At 41.8% G+C, this 17,357-nt stretch carries 16 protein-coding genes; 15 read left to right on the top strand and 1 reads right to left on the bottom strand.

What is annotated here, in order from left to right; translation table 11 throughout:
- Positions 1-60: 60 nt before the first annotated feature.
- The 5 genes from T357_RS0105185 to T357_RS20030 all read left to right on the top strand — a co-directional run bounded on the left by T357_RS0105185 (position 61) and on the right by T357_RS20030 (position 5,386).
- Entirely contained in the window at positions 61-864 is an 804-nt protein-coding gene (locus tag T357_RS0105185) for a TraX family protein (protein ID WP_031549464.1), read from the top strand.
- Positions 865-950: 86 nt separating this feature from the next.
- Entirely contained in the window at positions 951-2,006 is a 1,056-nt protein-coding gene (locus T357_RS0105180) for a type IV pilus twitching motility protein PilT (protein WP_197027304.1), read from the top strand.
- Between the two features lie 216 nt (positions 2,007-2,222).
- Positions 2,223-3,443, top strand: coding sequence for a type II secretion system F family protein (locus T357_RS0105175; protein WP_031549460.1), 1,221 nt, complete (start codon positions 2,223-2,225; stop codon positions 3,441-3,443).
- 145 nt (positions 3,444-3,588) lie between these two features.
- Positions 3,589-4,023 (top strand): type IV pilin protein, encoded by a 435-nt coding sequence (locus T357_RS19025; RefSeq protein ID WP_044916211.1) that lies wholly within the window; start codon positions 3,589-3,591, stop codon positions 4,021-4,023.
- An 820-nt stretch (positions 4,024-4,843) separates the two neighbouring features.
- Positions 4,844-5,386, top strand: coding sequence for a type IV pilin protein (locus tag T357_RS20030; RefSeq protein WP_049962287.1), 543 nt, complete (start codon positions 4,844-4,846; stop codon positions 5,384-5,386).
- Positions 5,387-5,675: 289 nt separating this feature from the next.
- Here the strand turns inward: T357_RS20030 and T357_RS0105155 are convergent, their stop codons facing one another.
- On the bottom strand, positions 5,676-5,858 hold the full coding sequence (locus tag T357_RS0105155; protein WP_031549454.1) for a hypothetical protein: 183 nt from the start codon (positions 5,856-5,858) through the stop codon (positions 5,676-5,678).
- 364 nt (positions 5,859-6,222) lie between these two features.
- Between T357_RS0105155 and T357_RS0105150 the strand changes: the two genes are divergently transcribed.
- The 10 genes from T357_RS0105150 to T357_RS0105105 all read left to right on the top strand — a co-directional run bounded on the left by T357_RS0105150 (position 6,223) and on the right by T357_RS0105105 (position 17,211).
- Entirely contained in the window at positions 6,223-7,224 is a 1,002-nt protein-coding gene (locus T357_RS0105150; RefSeq protein WP_031549452.1) for a hypothetical protein, read from the top strand.
- A gap of 437 nt (positions 7,225-7,661) precedes the next feature.
- The gene (locus tag T357_RS0105145; RefSeq protein ID WP_031549450.1) at positions 7,662-9,560 is read left to right on the top strand and encodes a TM1812 family CRISPR-associated protein; all 1,899 of its coding nucleotides are present in this window, start codon (positions 7,662-7,664) and stop codon (positions 9,558-9,560) included.
- A 160-nt stretch (positions 9,561-9,720) separates the two neighbouring features.
- Positions 9,721-10,281 carry a type II secretion system protein gene (locus T357_RS0105140; RefSeq protein ID WP_031549448.1) on the top strand — a complete coding sequence of 187 codons (561 nt, stop codon included), beginning with the start codon at positions 9,721-9,723 and terminating at the stop codon, positions 10,279-10,281.
- A 359-nt stretch (positions 10,282-10,640) separates the two neighbouring features.
- On the top strand, positions 10,641-10,913 hold the full coding sequence (locus tag T357_RS0105135) for a hypothetical protein (protein ID WP_031549446.1): 273 nt from the start codon (positions 10,641-10,643) through the stop codon (positions 10,911-10,913).
- Positions 10,910-11,491: a hypothetical protein gene (locus tag T357_RS0105130; RefSeq protein ID WP_031549444.1), complete on the top strand. Its 582-nt coding sequence runs from the start codon at positions 10,910-10,912 to the stop codon at positions 11,489-11,491. Before T357_RS0105135 ends, T357_RS0105130 begins: the two co-directional genes overlap by 4 nt.
- A 227-nt stretch (positions 11,492-11,718) precedes the next feature.
- The gene (locus T357_RS0105125; RefSeq protein WP_031549443.1) at positions 11,719-12,294 is read left to right on the top strand and encodes a glycerol-3-phosphate responsive antiterminator; all 576 of its coding nucleotides are present in this window, start codon (positions 11,719-11,721) and stop codon (positions 12,292-12,294) included.
- Between the two features lie 173 nt (positions 12,295-12,467).
- Entirely contained in the window at positions 12,468-13,961 is a 1,494-nt protein-coding gene (glpK, locus tag T357_RS0105120) for a glycerol kinase GlpK (protein ID WP_031549441.1), read from the top strand.
- A gap of 157 nt (positions 13,962-14,118) precedes the next feature.
- Positions 14,119-15,564: an NAD(P)/FAD-dependent oxidoreductase gene (locus tag T357_RS0105115; protein WP_031549439.1), complete on the top strand. Its 1,446-nt coding sequence runs from the start codon at positions 14,119-14,121 to the stop codon at positions 15,562-15,564.
- A complete protein-coding gene (locus T357_RS0105110; protein WP_031549437.1) occupies positions 15,561-16,829 on the top strand; it encodes an NAD(P)/FAD-dependent oxidoreductase in 1,269 nt (422 codons plus the stop codon). The genes T357_RS0105115 and T357_RS0105110 overlap by 4 nt, the downstream gene beginning before the upstream one ends.
- A gap of 13 nt (positions 16,830-16,842) precedes the next feature.
- Complete coding sequence (locus T357_RS0105105) at positions 16,843-17,211, top strand: DUF1667 domain-containing protein (RefSeq protein ID WP_031549435.1); 369 nt, start codon at positions 16,843-16,845, stop codon at positions 17,209-17,211.
- Positions 17,212-17,357: the final 146 nt, after the last annotated feature.

Below are 17,357 nucleotides of genomic sequence, written 5' to 3'. Positions count from 1 at the left end.
GGCTTAAACTAAAGCGCGGCAAATGTTGATTTTTATTTTGGTCAGGGAGTTTGACAAGATATGTTTAAACTAAACAAAGCTCAGCTCAGATGGCTGGCAATGCTTACCATGGTGCTGGATCATTTTGCGGAAATGTTTCTGAAACCGGGGCTTGAGGGAAGCAGTGAGATTCTGACAAAGCTTCAACTTTCACGGCCCTTTGCAGAGATTCTCTGTAATGTGTTTATAAGTCTCGGCACCTTCACCGGAACTGTAATGATCTATTTCCTTATAGAGGGGTACTTTTACACAAAAAATCTAAAAAAGTATATGCTTCGGCTCCTTTTATTCGGAGTGATTTCACAGGGACCCTTTTATTTGGCCTTCGGGGTGCCGGCCTTAAATATATTATTTGCACTTGCTGTTTGCCTGGGAGCAATATATGTACATTACCATGTTCCTGACTCAGGCAAAAAGAACCTGATGATACTCGGTCTTTTTGCGATAAACTGTTTTACCGACTGGACAATCATGGCAGTGCCGATAACCTTGTATCTGTCGGAAGCATTTGAGCCGGTTCAAGAAAAACCGGGCTTTAAAGTAAAGCCTGACCGTCTCAGACTTGCATTTATAAAAAGCTTTATACTGATGCTCATCATCCACGTAATATCCTTAGGTTCATTCCTGAAAGGAGTGTCAACAACCTGTGGATTCGTGCTTGCGGCCATACTTATCACCCGGTTTTATGATGAAAATAAAACGAAAAAATCAGGTACAGAGGAGAAGGGGTATATTGCTTCGACTCTTAAAAAGTACTTTTTTTACATTTTTTATCCTTTGCATCTGGTCATATTATCGGGCATTTATAAATTATTGATCGACTAATCAATTAGTCATTTCAGAGACTAAACACTTTCCGTGGCATCATTGACGACTGTTTCGGATTTTAATCATAAAGTAAAGGAGTTCACATGATACACATTCAGGATATAGTTGACCTCGCAGCAAAAAGAGGTGCCTCCGACATACACCTCATTGCCGGACTCCGCATAAAGTGCCGTATTGACGGTCGTATAGTTGACCTTGCAGAGAATGTTCTGAGCCCGGAAGACTGTGAGTACCTGGCGAAGGAAATGGCAGGAACTAAATACGAACTGATTGAAGAAATGGGAGAGCTTGACTGTGGAGGAACCATAGCAAACGAACGTGTCCGTATCAACCTTTTCCGTCAGCAGGGTAATATCTCCGCCGTACTCAGAATCCTGTCCAGTAATATCCCGGAGCTGCATTCTTTGGGACTTCCCGCGGTTGTATCGAAGTTCCCAAGTCTCAATAAGGGAATCGTTTTGGTTACGGGTGAGACAGGTTCAGGTAAGTCAACCACCCTTGCAGCCATTCTTGACTGTATCAACCACACGAGAAATGATCACATTATCACCCTTGAGGATCCTATCGAGTATGTATACAAATCCGACAAAAGCATTATCAATCAGCGCGAGATCGGAAGAGATACAGAGAGCTATACAAACGGACTCCGTGCCATCCTTCGTGAAGACCCGGATGTAATCCTTATCGGTGAGATGCGTGATCTTGATACCATAGAAACAGCACTTACGGCAGCCGAAACAGGACACCTTGTTTTTGCAACCTTGCATACCAACAGTGCGGTGGATTCCATTGACCGTATCGTAGGTGTATTCCCGGAAGCGAGACAACAGCAGATCAGGCTTCAGCTTTCAACAACACTTAAGGCAGTTCTTTCCCAACAGCTGCTGGTGAAGTCAGGAGGAAAAGGAAGAGTTGTTGCTGCTGAAGTGATGATAGTTACACCTGCACTTCAGAACCTTATCCGTGAAGGAAAGACTCCTCAGATGCAGAGCTTCATGCTAAGCTCCGCAGATCAGGGCTCCATGACCATGGATAACTGTCTCATTAAGATGTTTAATGAAGGAAAGATAACTGCCGACACTGCCGTGAATGCTGCTGTGGATGAGCTTTATGTCCGGAAGAGAGTTATTGGGCAGTAGACATTAGAAGTGTTAAACGAAAAGTTTATGTAAGCTTATAGAGCCTATTACAAATTTTTATATATTTTTTATGAAATACATTTATGTTTTTCGGATTCACGACGATAAACTTTGTGTAGGAATAAAAAATATAAATAATACTATTGTAAATATTTATATTTTGCTTTATATTCTAAACATATAAAGCAATGACCTGAGCGATAAGGGGTGATTGCATTGGTTACTTATTCGTACAAAGCTTTAACTGCAGAGGGTGTTGAAACAAAAGGTGTCATATCGGCACCGGATGAATACTCGGCAGTTGCCCAGATAAGACAGAAGTGCCCGATTATTACGAGTCTTACTCCCATAGAAAAGGAGAAAAAGCAATTTGACAGCCTCCTCAATATGGAGATAGGAAATCCCAGGATCAAGACCAGAGCCCTGGCACTTATGTGTTCACAGTTTGCAATAACGCTTAAATCCGGAATGCCTATAGGACATGCCCTTGAGATGATAGCTGGACAGACTGAGGACAAAAAATTAAAGAAGATATTGGAAACTGCTTCTGAAGATGTTCTCGGAGGTTCAACCTTAACCAGTTCCTTTGAGAAGTATCCTGATGCGTTTCCTATAACATTTATTGAGACGATTAAGGCAGGAGAGGTTTCCGGTACCCTGGAAAATTCCTTTCAAAGGATGCACAAGTACTACGAGACCAGCGCTACCAATTCCGAGAAAATACGTGGTGCGCTTACCTATCCTATATTTGTAGTCATCATCGCAGTTATAGTTCTTATAGTCATCATGGTGAAGGTTGTACCAACTCTGGCGCAGGTCTTCAGCAGTCTGGGAGGCGAGCTTCCTCTGATGACAAGGATTATGATCAAAACCGCAGAGTTTTTCTCAAAGACGTGGTTAGCGATGCTGATCATATTGATAGCATTGATCGTTGCCTGGAAGGTGTTTGTAAAAACCGAAAAGGGAATGATTCTTGAGGCAAACCTGGCACTGACATTGCCGGTCATCGGAAAGATCAATGTTTTAAACGGAGCTTCCCAGTTTGCCAATACCATGTCAACCATGATCGGTTCCGGACTTACTTTAAATAACGCCGTATCAGTTACAGCAAAGGTCATGGACAACTATCTCTTACAGAAAGACATAGAAGGCATGATCGGGCGTATAGAAGAAGGTAAGCAGCTTGGTGAATGTATAAAGGGTTGCGAATACTTCCCGAACACACTTAAAGATATGTGTGCTGTAGGTGAGGAAACCGGTGAGCTTGATAAGACTCTGGATGTAATCGGCGAATACTTCGCCAATGAAACAGAGCGCCGTGTACAACAGGCCATCACCATGCTGGAGCCCACACTACTTGTTATCATGGCAATATTTGCAGGATTTCTGGTTATCTCCATCTACCTGCCAATGTTCACCATGTATAACCTGTTTTAACAAAATTTTTACCCGGAAACGGGTGAAGATAGATACTGCCGGTACATCCTGAAAGAAATGTATCCGGTGCCACACATCACATGAGCTGATCTGCAAGGATGCAGTTCAAAATTAAAGAAATAGAACATCGATAGGAGGAAAAAACATGTTCAAAAAGATTAACAAAAAAGGTTTCACATTGGCTGAGTTGCTCATCGTAGTTGCTATCATTGGTGTACTCGTTGCGATTTCAATTCCTATTTTTACATCACAGTTAGAGAAAGCGAGAGAAGCTACAGATCTTGCTAATCTTCGTTCTTTATATGCAGAAACAACAGCTTATGTTTTGACAGAGGATGTTGGAGACCATGCATCAGCAATTAAGGATGTAACTATTACAATAGCGAAAGATGCTACAACTAAAGTCGTCACTGGAACAGCTACATATACTTGCACACAGCAAAAGACAGGCCTTGAGGGTGTAGCAGGTGATGGAACTATAGATATTGGTGGTGCTAGTGTATCAGCAAGTAAGTTTGGACCTGGAAGTACGATTACTATTACTGTGAAGAGTGATGGATCTGCTGCAACATTTACGTAATGTTTGTTTATTGAATTAAGTGATATTTTTGAATATTTAACTCTAAATTAGAGAATCCTCCCTTGTTAAATAACGAGGGAGGATTTTTAGTTTAATCAGTTTGAAATTATGTTATGCGAAGGTGTATGTTGAATATTTGACTAGATACAGACATGGACATATTCAGGAGCTACAGGTAGTGGTTTAAATGTAATTTCTAAAATAGGTGAAAAAACTGCTACAGCATGGACAGTTAGTATTCAAGATGATGGGACCATTCTATACTCCAACTTGGTAATCATTAGATTAATAATGTGTTCTATAATTCTGGCTTTTTATTGAAAATTATAATCACAAATGATATATTATCAGTAAGGATAGTACCCACTCCAAAGTGGATGCTCCCAATAGATGTTATTTAGCTCTCAGTGAGAGCCGCCTCTCTTGTTTGCAGACGAGAGAGGCTTTATTTTTTTCGCTTGTTTCTCTTATCGAGAAAGTTAAGCAACGCCAATAAGAAACCACAAGCTGTAAAAAGCAATGCTAACAGAGTCAGCATAATCATTAAGATTTCATAGTCCGTCATGTGCGCCACCTCCCTTCCACAGTGACATCCAAATAATGGAGCACCTTATAATATGGCTCGGGAGATTACCACCTCGTCATGGGTACTTGTAAAGCGGATGAACCGCTTTTTTAATATAGCACATACGTTCTGCCTTTTCAACCGAACAATTACCATTCCTTAGTAAATTCCAATAATAATCTCTTATAAATACTATTAAATATATCGATTATATTGTAAAATAAAGTATAGTTATAATTTTTAAGAGGAAAAAATATGAATAGACTATCAAGAAAAGGTTTCACATTAGCTGAACTGCTTATTGTTGTAGCCATCATAGGTATACTTGTATCTATCAGTATACCTATATTTACCAACCAGCTTGAAAGAAGCAGAGATGCAGCTTCAATTGCCAATATCCGCAGTGCTTATGCTCAGGCTATGGCTGAATACTTAACCAATTCTTTTTCAGACAGTCGCATGGATGATGCAGTTCATAGTTATGATGTTAACAATTCCTCCGGAACACGTGTTATGACTGTTAATTTTAGAAAGGGAAGAATAGTCCAGATATGTGTGATGAATGTAGAAATTAAAAGCACCAAGGCAAATGATTGGTCCGGTATGGGTGACAGTCTTCCATTTCATGGTCATATGAGACCCTGGAATGATGGAGATACCGGTGTTCCGAGAAAATATATGATTGTCTTCAATTTCGATGAAAGCGGAAGCGGACACTCCCATGATGGAGGTGTTGATGGATCAAACTGGGACGGCTATGCTGCAGACGGATATGTAACGTCGGTTGACTTTGTTTAATGATAATGCCCACAAAATTATAAAAAAACATGATCATTATGATTTCGTAGTCTGTCATGTTCTTGCCTCCCTCGTTTGCAGACGAGAGAGGCTTTATTATGTGGTTTATAAGACTTATAGTCAGAAACAGACCTATTACAATTAAAACGAGGAATTGCAATAAATGCGATTCCTCGTTTTTGAGTTTCGATTGTATGATACAAATTTTGTAGCTTAAAAAAGCCTTGCCCAAGTGTCGATATGATTAGACCATATCTTCGGCAGTTGCCATTGAACTTAGGTGAATTTATCACTTGATTGGAGGCTTGAAGCCAGCAAGTTTCATTTCTTTAAGAAATTCATCTTCGGAAAGATTGGTCTTTAGTGCACCTTTTTTTACATCAATATCGCCATCTTGAACCATCTCAAATAATAATAAACGTTTTCCTCTTTGCTCAGCGATCTCTTCATAATGCTGCATGACTGTACACATGGAATTAAGGCCTCCTTCAGTGGTTTTAGGGTACTTTAATGGCTGTTTTTATTTGTGAAGATATGATAGCAGAGAAAAAGAATAATGCATATAGTCTGAATTAGAACCATATCCGTTTTATGATGCTTTCTGAACTTGGTACAACGGATATATAGTCTGAAAATAGAAAATATGAAATACTTTTAAGCTGTGATATGATGCATACGTCTAAAGACAATCTATAGAATTCAGCTGATTTCAATCTTAAATACTCTTCTGGGACGGTCATTCCAGAAAATACAAATTTCATTATTAATTTTGCGCAGAACTGATATATAATCAAAGCGAGAAGGTCATATCTTTCTCGCTCACTTTAGGAGAAGATATGGAAACATTAACAGGATTGGGGAAAGCCTTAATGGCTGCAGACCCCGATAAGATCCGGCTGGATATGACGGTTAAAAATATCCTTGCATATAAACCATTGCTAGCAAGGATTTTTAAAGAAGTTGTGTCAGAGTGTCGGGATATGAATTTTGATGACATTGAGGCCTGTATAGAAGGTGATGTTCTCGTAAGTAAGGTTTATGTTGACAGTGGGCTCACCAATGCAGGTGAACGGATTGATGGTCTGAATACCGAAGCATATTTAAATGAAGAAGGTCTGGATAGATTTGATATACGAACGTATCTCAGATTGCCTGGAAAATGTGGTTCAGAGTATATCAAACTCATCATAAATCTTGAGGCTCAGAACGAAGATAAACCCGGGTATGATTTACCGCTGAGGGCTTTATTCTATTGCTGCCGTATGATATCAGCACAGCAGGGAGTTGAGTTCACAACGGACAGTGATGATCCCGTGAAGTACGGGAATATCAAAAAGGTATATTCCATCTGGCTTTGTACAGAAGCAGCTCAGACCAGAGCAAACTCCATTGAGATTTATGATATAAACAGAAACTTCCTGTACGGTAATAACACGGATAACCCAAGATATGATATCCTTAATGCGATAATCATTTATATCAGTGAGAAACATAATCCGGAGAAATCCAATAATGAACTTATACGGATGCTTACAGATCTTTTCGATGAACGAATCGATGGAGCAGAAAAAGTTCAAAAATTAAAATCTGAATATACACTTAAATTGACAAAAGAAGTAGAAGTGGAGGTGAGTGATTTGTGTACATATGCAACAGCAATGGAAAATAAGGGTATAGTAATAGGCACAGATAAAGGGCTCGAAGCACTGGTAAAGAGTTTAAAGGTCTATATCAATGATTTTGATGAACTTTATAAAGCCGTGATAAAAAATGAAATATATGAAAAGGTTTCAAAAGATGATGTTATGAAGTATTACAATGAATCTTTAAAACCATAGGTCTATGTAGCCGGGTCAATGATCCGGGTTAGTGATCATAAAATATAGAACGAGGAATCGCATAAAATGCGATTCCTCGTTTTTACGTTTTGATTGATGTAGTCATTAGTCATATTGTAGTGGGTTTACCGGTGGAATTTAAGTAACGAAAGATAAGATATCAACCACGAGTTAAATGCAATCGTAGTTAAATCTACTTATAATAGATATGGAGATGAAAACTGTATATGACATGCATTGAGCAAAGTTTTTATATTCTCATCTTTGAAAGTACATGAGGAAGTAAAGAATGGTTTTATTAAGAGTATCATTCCAGCAGTCAGTGAATTGATTTTTCAACTTAATTGAGAGACTTTCGTACTTATGCTAATATTATTTTATATTTACGAATACAGCGAGTGGTGGTTTGTGTATGGATTTTAAGATGAGGAGCGCACATGACTAAAAATATTCTTCTTACAACACTGGATGTATCTCGTGACGATAGAAAACCGAGATATTACTCTGCTAAAAGTGAATTCGGTTTTAATTATTGTGAAGCCATGCAGAGCATTGAGGCCGGGACAAAGTTGATTCTGGCGCGTGTACCTGTTGCGGAGATCCTGATCATCGGAGAAGAAAAATTTCCATCACTAAAGCTTGGGACCGACATGGACGTTGAAAAGAGTTTTAAGCTAAAGGATGCAGAGTATTTGGCCAATGCTTACTATGAGACTCATCATTCTGCATTTGATCTTTACAGATATCGCATGGCACAGTACATAAATGAAGTCAGTACCGAGGAGGATAGTGATACCTTAGTGGATGAGGCACTTCGTGAGAATCTGGTCAAACTCATAAATGATTTTCAGGAGTCGTATTCAGAGCGGGAAACAAAACGTCTTAACCGATTTTTTGATGAGCTTTCCGGCAACCGGGATCTATATGAGAAATTAATAACTTACCTCTTTACGTCACTTCCGGATCTAAGAAAAAATACGGCACAAGTTGTCAAGTGGGTAGAGAACTATCTGTATAACGAATTAAAGCCATCTGCAAAGCTTGAGTGTCTTGAAGTGAATGAAAATGTCTCTGCACGATACATCCCGGCGGTTATGCTTGAAAAACGGGAGTTTTGGGTCAACAGCATGCTTGACACAGATCCGTTCGTAAACGGGGAAGAAGATGAGATAAATCTTTATGTAGTCCTGAGTAATGATTCCGCTATAGACGGTCAGCTCATCCTCAACATGCTTGACATCCTTATATCTACTCCCGGGAGCAATGTTTGTCTTAAGAAAATATACAAGGTGATAGATCTTGCAGGAAGCCTGACAGTAAAAATTGAAGACAGCACGGCACTTTCCAAATCCACAAAACTTGTTTCGGCAGCTCATGCATTTCTTAACTACAGTAAGACAGATATGCTTGTGAATTTCTGGGAGAATTCTGGTGTACAGGATGAAAGGATAAGCAAGCTTATCTATGCTGCACGCCATGTTGATGTAGGCATTTCCATGTGTAATATCCCTGAGGTTCAGGAAGGCATAGACCGTCTGCACGAGATATTCCGGGATGAGTCATCCTGGAAAGAAGAAAGTGAATATGGATTGTTGTTCGGTATCATCGCCGAATGCATTAAGGCGGATTATAAGCCATTTCTTGAAGGTGACGGCACAATTCCGTTTATAGAACTTATCAAATGGACCTATAAGCATCAGCTGTACCAACAGGTATTGACTCTGATCGAATCCCATGCACCTGCAAATATTGTCAGATCAGGTATTTTCTACTATTGCGATGACGAGAACAAGGCTGCAGATGTCATTAAGATCCTTGCACATCAGCGTCTGGCATTGAAACCTTATGAATACTATAAGATGGAGGACATAGAACACTATTTCATTAAGACTTATGACCGTTCGGCTGTAATACTAAACGGTTCCAAAGGTGAAGACAGAAACAAGATCTATTCCTATCTCAGAATCCTGTCCATCGATAATGAATCACCTGAAAAAATAACAGGTCACACAGCCTGCGACGACACTATAACCGTACAGAAAGTTCTCTACGCCTATTATCATCTTGGAGAAGTCAGAAACAAAATCAGCCATGCCGATACCAGGGCTATGGCCGAATGCCGCCTCATCGTATACGATAACGAGATAAGCTCCGCCATGCTGCTGATGCGTGAAAGCATTGAGTTCTTCATCAACAATTATGAGGAAGCATTAGAAGAAGTACGATATAAAAATCCAAACATTGTCACCATCACATCGGAAGAAGTGAGAAATGCTTCGGAGCGTTTGAAACGGGAAAACAAAGATAATCATCGCAACAATGAAAGAAAAGAGTAACAGTTCAGCCGGTGGACCATAGGGACGGGGTTAGTGGTCCACCGGCTGAACTGTTACCTGCAATAAAAAAATTTATAAAATTTTAACTTATAGCCCATATTAAAAATCCAGAATAAGAGTTAATATATACGAGGATTTGTGATTGTAGTGAGGGCAATACATGAAAACAATATCATTAAAAGGTTATCAGTTAGCAGAACTTCTTATAGTTGCGGCTATAATAGGTGTACTTGTGGCTGCTTGTTTAAATGTATATACAGATAAGCTTGAGGAAAGCAGGGATGCGGTGGCGGTAGCCAACATTCGCAGCGCTTACTCAAGGGCTATGTCTGAATATATAACCTACACAGCAAATGACGACAATTATGATTACGTTCTTAACACCTATGTAATCAAGGACGGCGATAAAATTGTAGGGTCTATTAATTATCATAATGGAAGAATAGCTCAGATATCCATCTACAATGTTGAGGTTCCGACCAACCTAAGTAACAACTGGTCCGGTCTGGCAGACAACCTTCCGTTTTATAATACGTTGACATCAGATGATCACGGAGATCAGGGTGTTACAAGAAAAAACGCTACTATCGAATTTGATTTTGATGATTATGGCGCAGAGCATATCGGAACCGGAGCTGTCTGGGATGCTCATGAAGCAGAAGGTCGAGTAACTTCTGTGGTAGTTAAAGATACACCGGAGTATATTGTAAATAGATTATAATTTGAATACATTTAAAGCCTCTCTCGTTTTTGAAGACGAGAGAGGCTTTTTCAATTCCAAAAATCATATATATGGTCGGAATTTAGACAATATGAAAAGAATGAAAGTTGTGTTAAGGTTTATGCATTGATGATATATGAACTGCAATCAGTAATAAATGAATTCAACATTTTTCTCTAACAATAAAGAATTAACAATGATTGGTTTACTGATTGTTAGGAATGTTTATCAATGATATTATAGATTTAAGGAGATACAGAATTTAATGCAGGAAGCAGAAGTAAGTGTCTATATTCAAAACCAAATTAATATCAATGGGCTAGTTGATTGAGGACTTTAATTCGAAATCATCAGAAAACATGAATTTCAAACTTTTGGCAGAAGGTCTTCATCATTTTAAAGAAACAGAGAAAGGTCGTGATATCGTGAGTGAAAAAGTTGAAAGATATGCAAAACAATATGCTGAGACAAATAGAATTAGTAATTTAGTACAGAACATTAAAAATTTGATGAAAAATGCTTCTTTTACTTTAGATCAGGCATTTAATAACCTTGAAGTTTCCGATAAAGACAGGGTGATTGTAACTAAGGAGCTTCAAGAAGAATCACTAAGAATAAATAGCATGCAATGATTAAACGAAAACAAGGCGAAAATGAAGCGCTTGAAATTCTTGAGAACATCGGAATAGAGATGGATGAAGAATATACTGACGACAATTCCAGGCCGAAGATGCCGGATCTCCGATACAAGGATGGAAGATTTATCGAGGTGACTCATACAAGATATAATGCCGAATTCATCCAGAGGCTGAGGAATCACGGCTGTAAGGCTGTTGGGGATGATAAGGTATTTTTAAATGAAGAATGTCATCAGTCAGACTGTCCCATTATCAAGCAATGTACCGATGCAATCCTTCGGGAGATAATCGACGACAAGGGAAAGAAATACCCATATGGAGATACAGACTTATTCCTGTTTGTCACATCCGAAGAGTACAGGAACATGCTGAATCTTATGCCTCAATGGAAATGGAACGGTGAAGCCAATATTTTCCTTTACGACATAGAAAAATCTCCGTTTCAGACAATATACGTCTGCGAGTGGGATTTTGAAAACCTGATTTATAACACTGTCGATCCCATAATGACAAGGTTTTACAGAAATGATGGTACGCTTCAATGGCAATACTATCGGCATAAGGAATTGTGAGACCTACTGGCTCTGACCGCATTTATAGTGTAAAATAGACAAGGCACAAACACAGCTGAAAAAAATTTTTGGCTTTTTTGCTGTTTTCTGTTGTACATTTAATCTTAAAGTGCTAGAATGCATCCATAAATATTTTGCCACGGAGAGTAGAGAGTATGGCAGTAAGCAGTTTATGAAGGCTGCTTACTAGCTGTACTCTTTTTTTGTGCCCAAAACGAGGTAAAAACATGCTAAGACAAGACTTTATCGAAAAAATCGAGGACAATCCGGTCATTGCCGCAATAAAAGATGATGCGGGACTTGAGAAATGTCTCGAAACCGACATTGGCGTCATCTTCGTTCTCTATGGCGACGTCTGCAGCATCCCAAATATCGTAAAACGAATCAAGGATGCGGGGAAAACAGTTGTGGTTCACATGGACCTGATAAACGGGCTCACTTCCAAGGAAATCTCACTGGATTTCATAAAAGAACACACAGAGGCAGACGGCATCATCACAACAAAACAGAACCTTATAAAACATGCAAAAGAGCTTGGGTTAAATACAGTACTCAGATTCTTCATGCTGGACACTATCGCTCTTCAGAACTTTGAGAAGCAGAGCCACCAGGATATTCAGCCCGACATCATCGAGGTTCTGCCTGGAATACTTCTTCCGGAGTTCTTTGAGAATTTACGAAGGATCTCAAGAGTCCGCATCATGGCGAGCGGCCTCATCAGTACAAAAGAAGAAGTGCTAAACGCCTTGAACAACGGAGTGATTTCAATTTCAACCACAAACCAGAAGATCTGGGATATATAAAATCAATTTCAACTTAATTCGGAAATACGGAACATGTAGTTTTACTACTAATGAAAATGTGACAGGTTTACAAACTAAGGTTGTCACATCAAATCTGCCTTTAAATTAAGAAATATATCGGGCAGATGTTCGTAAAACAATTAAATCAGTAAGTGATATGGAGGAATATATTAATGTCTAAATATGTAATGGCCATGGATGCCGGAACCACCAGTAACCGCTGCATCCTCTTTGACAAAGCAGGAAACATCTGCTCGGTAGCGCAGAAGGAATTCACACAGTTTTTTCCTCATCCCGGCTGGGTTGAGCATGACGCCGGTGAGATCTGGCAGTCACAGCTTTCTGTAGCAAGACGTGCAATGCAGAAGATCGGAGCAACCTTTGAGGATATCGTTTCCATCGGTATCACAAACCAGCGTGAGACCACCATCGTCTGGGACAAGCTCACAGGTCAGCCTTTATGTCACGCAATCGTATGGCAATGCCGTCGAACCGCCGACGCAGCCGAAGAACTGAAGAAGGAAGGACTTGAGGAAAGCTTCCAGAAGAAGACCGGCCTCATCATTGACCCATACTTCTCAGCCACAAAGCTTCAGTGGATCCTCCACCATATGCCGAACGCACAGGAAAGAGCGGAAAAAGGAGAGCTGCTTTTCGGAACAGTAGACACCTGGCTCATATGGAAGCTCACTAAGGGAAAAGTTCATGTAACAGATTATTCCAATGCTTCCAGAACCATGCTTTTCAATATCAATACTCTTGACTGGGATGATGAAATCCTGGAGAAGCTCAACATTCCACGCTGCATGCTTCCTGAGGTTAAGCCAAGCAGCTACGTTTACGGAGAATCAGATCCTGAGTTCTTCGGAGGTCCCATTAAGATCGCGGGGGCCGGCGGAGACCAGCAGTGTGCATTGTTCGGACAGACCTGCTTCGATTCCGGAGAAGCCAAGAACACTTACGGAACCGGATGCTTCATGCTGATGAACACAGGCGAGAAACCGGTATTCTCAAAGAACGGACTTCTCACCACCATCGCCTGGGGGATCGACGGAAAAGTAAATTACGCTCTCGAAGGTTCGGTTTATGTAGCAGGTGCAGCCATTCAGTGGCTGAGAGATGAGCTGAGAGTCATCGACAGCTCTGCAGATTCCGAGTACTTCGCCACAAGAGTTAAGAATACAAACGGCTGTTATGTGGTACCTGCCTTTACAGGACTGGGCGCTCCTTACTGGGATCCCTTTGCAAGAGGCGTCATTACAGGACTTACCCGTGGCGTAAACAAATACCACATCATCAGAGCGACGCTGGAGTCATTAGCATTCCAGACAAACGACGTGCTGAGAGCCATGGAAAAGGATTCCAACATTCACCTTACATCACTTAAGGTAGACGGCGGTGCCTGCAAGAACAACTTCCTGATGCAGTTCCAGTCAGACATCATCGATGCTCCGGTACACAGACCTAAATGTGTTGAGACCACAGCCATGGGAGCCGCTTATCTTGCAGGACTTGCAACCGGCTTCTGGAATGACAAGGAAGACGTCAAGAAGAACTGGCAGATAGATAAAGAATTCCATCCTGAGATGAGAGCGGAACAAAGAGAAGAAGAAATCCGCGGATGGAATCAGGCAGTAAAGGCTACCTTCGGCTGGGACAAGAGATAAATAAAGTCAATATATAAAAGCCACCTTGGCTTGGTATAAAATGTGAGGCCAAAAGATACCTTTAATTAACCATATTAGTATGAAAACCCGGATCCGGACCGGTAATCATTATAAACAATGTAAATCATCCAATTATAAAACGAGGAGATAATAAATCATGACTTACGATGTGATCATTATTGGTGCAGGTGTCACCGGTGCAGCCGTAGCGAGAGAGCTTTCCCGCTACAACGTAGAAGTATGTGTTCTTGATAAGGAAGAGGACGTATGCTGCGGTACTTCAAAAGCAAACAGCGCCATTATCCACGCAGGCTACGATGCTGAGCCCGGATCAAACATGGCAAAGATGAACGTTCGCGGAAACTACATGATGGACCAGCTTTGCAAGGATCTGGACGTTCCTTTCAAGAGAAACGGTTCACTGGTTGTATGTGTCCATGAGGAAATGCTTCCGGGACTTAAGGAGCTCTATGACAAGGGTATTAAGAACGGCGTTCCCGGCATGAAGCTTCTGAACAGAGAAGAAGCCCTCGCAATGGAACCGAACCTTTCCGATAACGTTCAGGGTGCTCTTTATGCAGAGACTGCCGGAATCATCTGCCCCTTCAAGCTTAATATCGCTATGGCAGAGAATGCCAATGTTAACGGCGTAGACTTCCGCTTCAACACCCGCGTTGAGAAGATCACCAAGGGTGAGGATGGCTTATGGCATCTCCGCACCAACAACGGCGAGTACAAGACAAGATATGTTGTTAATGCTGCCGGCGTTTACGCAGACGTATTCCACAACATGGTAAGCGAAGAGAAGATTCACATCATCGAGCGCCGCGGAGAGTATTACCTCCTGGACAGAACAGTAGGGGATCACGTAAGTCACACTATTTTTCCTCAGCCCAATAAATTCGGTAAGGGCGTTCTGGTAGCACCTACAGTTCATGGAAACCTCCTTGTAGGACCTACAGCCATCGATCAGGATGATAAGGATGCAACCAACACAACTCAGTTTGGAATGGATCAGATTACAGCCAAGGCTTCCGAGAATGTAAAGAACCTTCCATTAAGAAGTGTTATCACTTCCTTCTCAGGACTTCGTGCTCATGAAGATCATCAGGAATTCATCCTTGGAGAAGTTAAGGATGCACCGGGCTTCATCGACTGTGCTGGTATCGAGTCACCGGGACTTTCAAGCTCACCGGCAATCGGAGAGTACATCGGAAATCTCCTTCGCGACATGATGAAGCTCACAGAGAAAGAAAACTGGATCGCTACAAGAAAAGATGTGCTTGATCCCAAGAAGCTTTCATTAGAAGAAAGAAATGAACTTATCAAGAAGAATGCTGCATACGGACAGATTATCTGCAGATGTGAGTCTGTAACAGAAGGCGAGATACTTGATGCCATTCACAGACCTCTCGGCGCACGTTCACTGGACGGCATTAAGAGAAGAACCAGAGCAGGAATGGGACGCTGCCAGGCAGGTTTCTGCAGTCCCCGTGTAATGGATATCCTTGCAAGAGAGCTGGGACTTCCACTTACAGAGATCACAAAGAACGGCGGAAAGTCAAACATAGTGCTTGAGCACTCCAAGGAGGTAGCAGAATGAATAAAGTAGATATCGTAATAGTCGGCGGAGGACCTGCAGGTCTTGCCGCAGCAGTAGCCGCAAAGAAAGCCGGCTGCGACAGCATTCTCATCCTTGAGAGAGACGGAGAGCTGGGAGGAATCCTTAATCAGTGTATCCACAACGGATTCGGTCTTCATACATTTAAAGAGGAGCTTACAGGTCCCGAGTACGCAGGCCGCTTCATCCGGCAGGCCCTGGATCTTAACATTGAATACAAACTGAACACCATGGTAATGGACATCTCTCCTGAGAAGGTCATTACAGCCATGAACCGCACAGACGGAATGTTCCGGATTCAGGCAGGAGCAGTAATCCTCGCCATGGGCTGCCGCGAGCGTCCTAGAGGAGCCCTCAATATCCCCGGCTACAGACCCGCCGGAATCTTCTCAGCAGGTACAGCACAGAGACTTGTTAACATCGAGGGTTACATGCCCGGAAGAGAAGTTGTTATCCTGGGCTCCGGAGACATTGGACTCATCATGGCACGCCGTATGACTCTTGAAGGCGCAAAGGTAAAGGTTGTTGCCGAGCTTATGCCTTACTCAGGCGGACTCAAGAGAAACATCGTACAGTGCCTTGACGACTACGGAATCCCTCTCAAGCTTTCACACACGGTCATCGACATCGAAGGCAAGGAGCATATCTCAGCTGTAACCATCGCTGAGGTTGGACCTGACCGTAAGCCGATCCCCGGCACAGAAGAGCGATACACCTGCGACACACTTCTTCTTTCCTGCGGACTTATCCCTGAGAATGAGCTTTCACAGTCCGCCGGCATTGAAATGAGCCGCATCACCTCAGGCCCTGTTGTAAACGAGAGCCTCGAGACCAATGTTCCCGGCATCTTCGCCTGTGGCAATGTCCTTCACGTTCACGACCTCGTAGATTACGTTTCAGAAGAAGCCGGACGTGCCGGAGAGAACGCAGTAAAGTATGTAAAGGGACAGCTTGATGAAAACGCCTCCGGAAAGCTCATTAAGCTTACTGCAACCGACGGTGCAAGATATACAGTTCCTTCATCCATCGACCCCGGCCGTATGGATGAGAATCTGACAGTCCGCTTCCGTGTCGGTGATGTATATAAGGATTCCTACGTTTCTGTATATTACGGAGACGAGAGAGTTCAGCACAGAAAGCGCCAGATCCTGGCACCGGGCGAAATGGAACAGATTATCGTAAAGAAGGAAGACCTGCTGGCAAGACCTGAGATGGAGACTATTACCATCAAGATTGAAAAAGAGTAAGGAGAATAGAATTATGGAGCAGAGACATTTGACCTGTATCGGCTGTCCCATGGGCTGCCAGCTCACAGTCGAAATGGATAAAGGAGAAGTCCTCTCGGTAACAGGAAACACCTGTAAAAGAGGGGATATATATGCAAGGAAAGAAGTAACAAATCCTACAAGAATCGTAACCTCAACCATAGCAGTTAAGGAAGGTGACAAGGAAAGAGTTTCCTGCAAGACAGCAAACGACATTCCAAAAGACAAAATCTTCGCAGTAATGCAGGACATCAACCACGCAGTCTGCAAGGCACCCATCAGCATCGGTGACGTCCTCATCGAAAACGCTGCCGGCACCGGCGTAGCTGTAATCGCAACACGCGACATCAGAAAAATCTCATAAATAATTAAACGGGCTCTGATTTGCACATAGAAGAAGATGTGTGAATCAGAGCCGGTTTTATCCATCTGAGGTCATTCCACTGGCTTACTTTCAATGACTCCAAAACCGGTTTTATCCATCTGAGGTCATTCCACTGGCTTACTTTC

The organism is Oribacterium sp. FC2011 (genome assembly GCF_000701645.1).
Lineage (GTDB): Bacteria > Bacillota > Clostridia > Lachnospirales > Lachnospiraceae > Oribacterium.
Note: the sequence above shows the minus strand (reverse complement) of the source record. Positions and strands in the feature narration are given on the sequence as shown.

Coding starts and splice junctions, on each gene's coding strand:
- glpK (WP_031549441.1), top strand. CDS start 12,468: ATGTCTAAATATGTAATGGCCATGGATGCCGGAACCACCAGTAACCGC.
- T357_RS0105115 (WP_031549439.1), top strand. CDS start 14,119: ATGACTTACGATGTGATCATTATTGGTGCAGGTGTCACCGGTGCAGCC.
- T357_RS0105130 (WP_031549444.1), top strand. CDS start 10,910: ATGATTAAACGAAAACAAGGCGAAAATGAAGCGCTTGAAATTCTTGAG.
- T357_RS0105105 (WP_031549435.1), top strand. CDS start 16,843: ATGGAGCAGAGACATTTGACCTGTATCGGCTGTCCCATGGGCTGCCAG.
- T357_RS0105135 (WP_031549446.1), top strand. CDS start 10,641: ATGAATTTCAAACTTTTGGCAGAAGGTCTTCATCATTTTAAAGAAACA.
- T357_RS0105150 (WP_031549452.1), top strand. CDS start 6,223: ATGGAAACATTAACAGGATTGGGGAAAGCCTTAATGGCTGCAGACCCC.
- T357_RS0105125 (WP_031549443.1), top strand. CDS start 11,719: ATGCTAAGACAAGACTTTATCGAAAAAATCGAGGACAATCCGGTCATT.
- T357_RS20030 (WP_049962287.1), top strand. CDS start 4,844: ATGAATAGACTATCAAGAAAAGGTTTCACATTAGCTGAACTGCTTATT.
- T357_RS0105185 (WP_031549464.1), top strand. CDS start 61: ATGTTTAAACTAAACAAAGCTCAGCTCAGATGGCTGGCAATGCTTACC.
- T357_RS0105140 (WP_031549448.1), top strand. CDS start 9,721: ATGAAAACAATATCATTAAAAGGTTATCAGTTAGCAGAACTTCTTATA.
- T357_RS0105180 (WP_197027304.1), top strand. CDS start 951: ATGATACACATTCAGGATATAGTTGACCTCGCAGCAAAAAGAGGTGCC.
- T357_RS0105145 (WP_031549450.1), top strand. CDS start 7,662: ATGACTAAAAATATTCTTCTTACAACACTGGATGTATCTCGTGACGAT.
- T357_RS0105110 (WP_031549437.1), top strand. CDS start 15,561: ATGAATAAAGTAGATATCGTAATAGTCGGCGGAGGACCTGCAGGTCTT.
- T357_RS19025 (WP_044916211.1), top strand. CDS start 3,589: ATGTTCAAAAAGATTAACAAAAAAGGTTTCACATTGGCTGAGTTGCTC.
- T357_RS0105155 (WP_031549454.1), bottom strand. CDS start 5,858: ATGTGTACAGTCATGCAGCATTATGAAGAGATCGCTGAGCAAAGAGGA.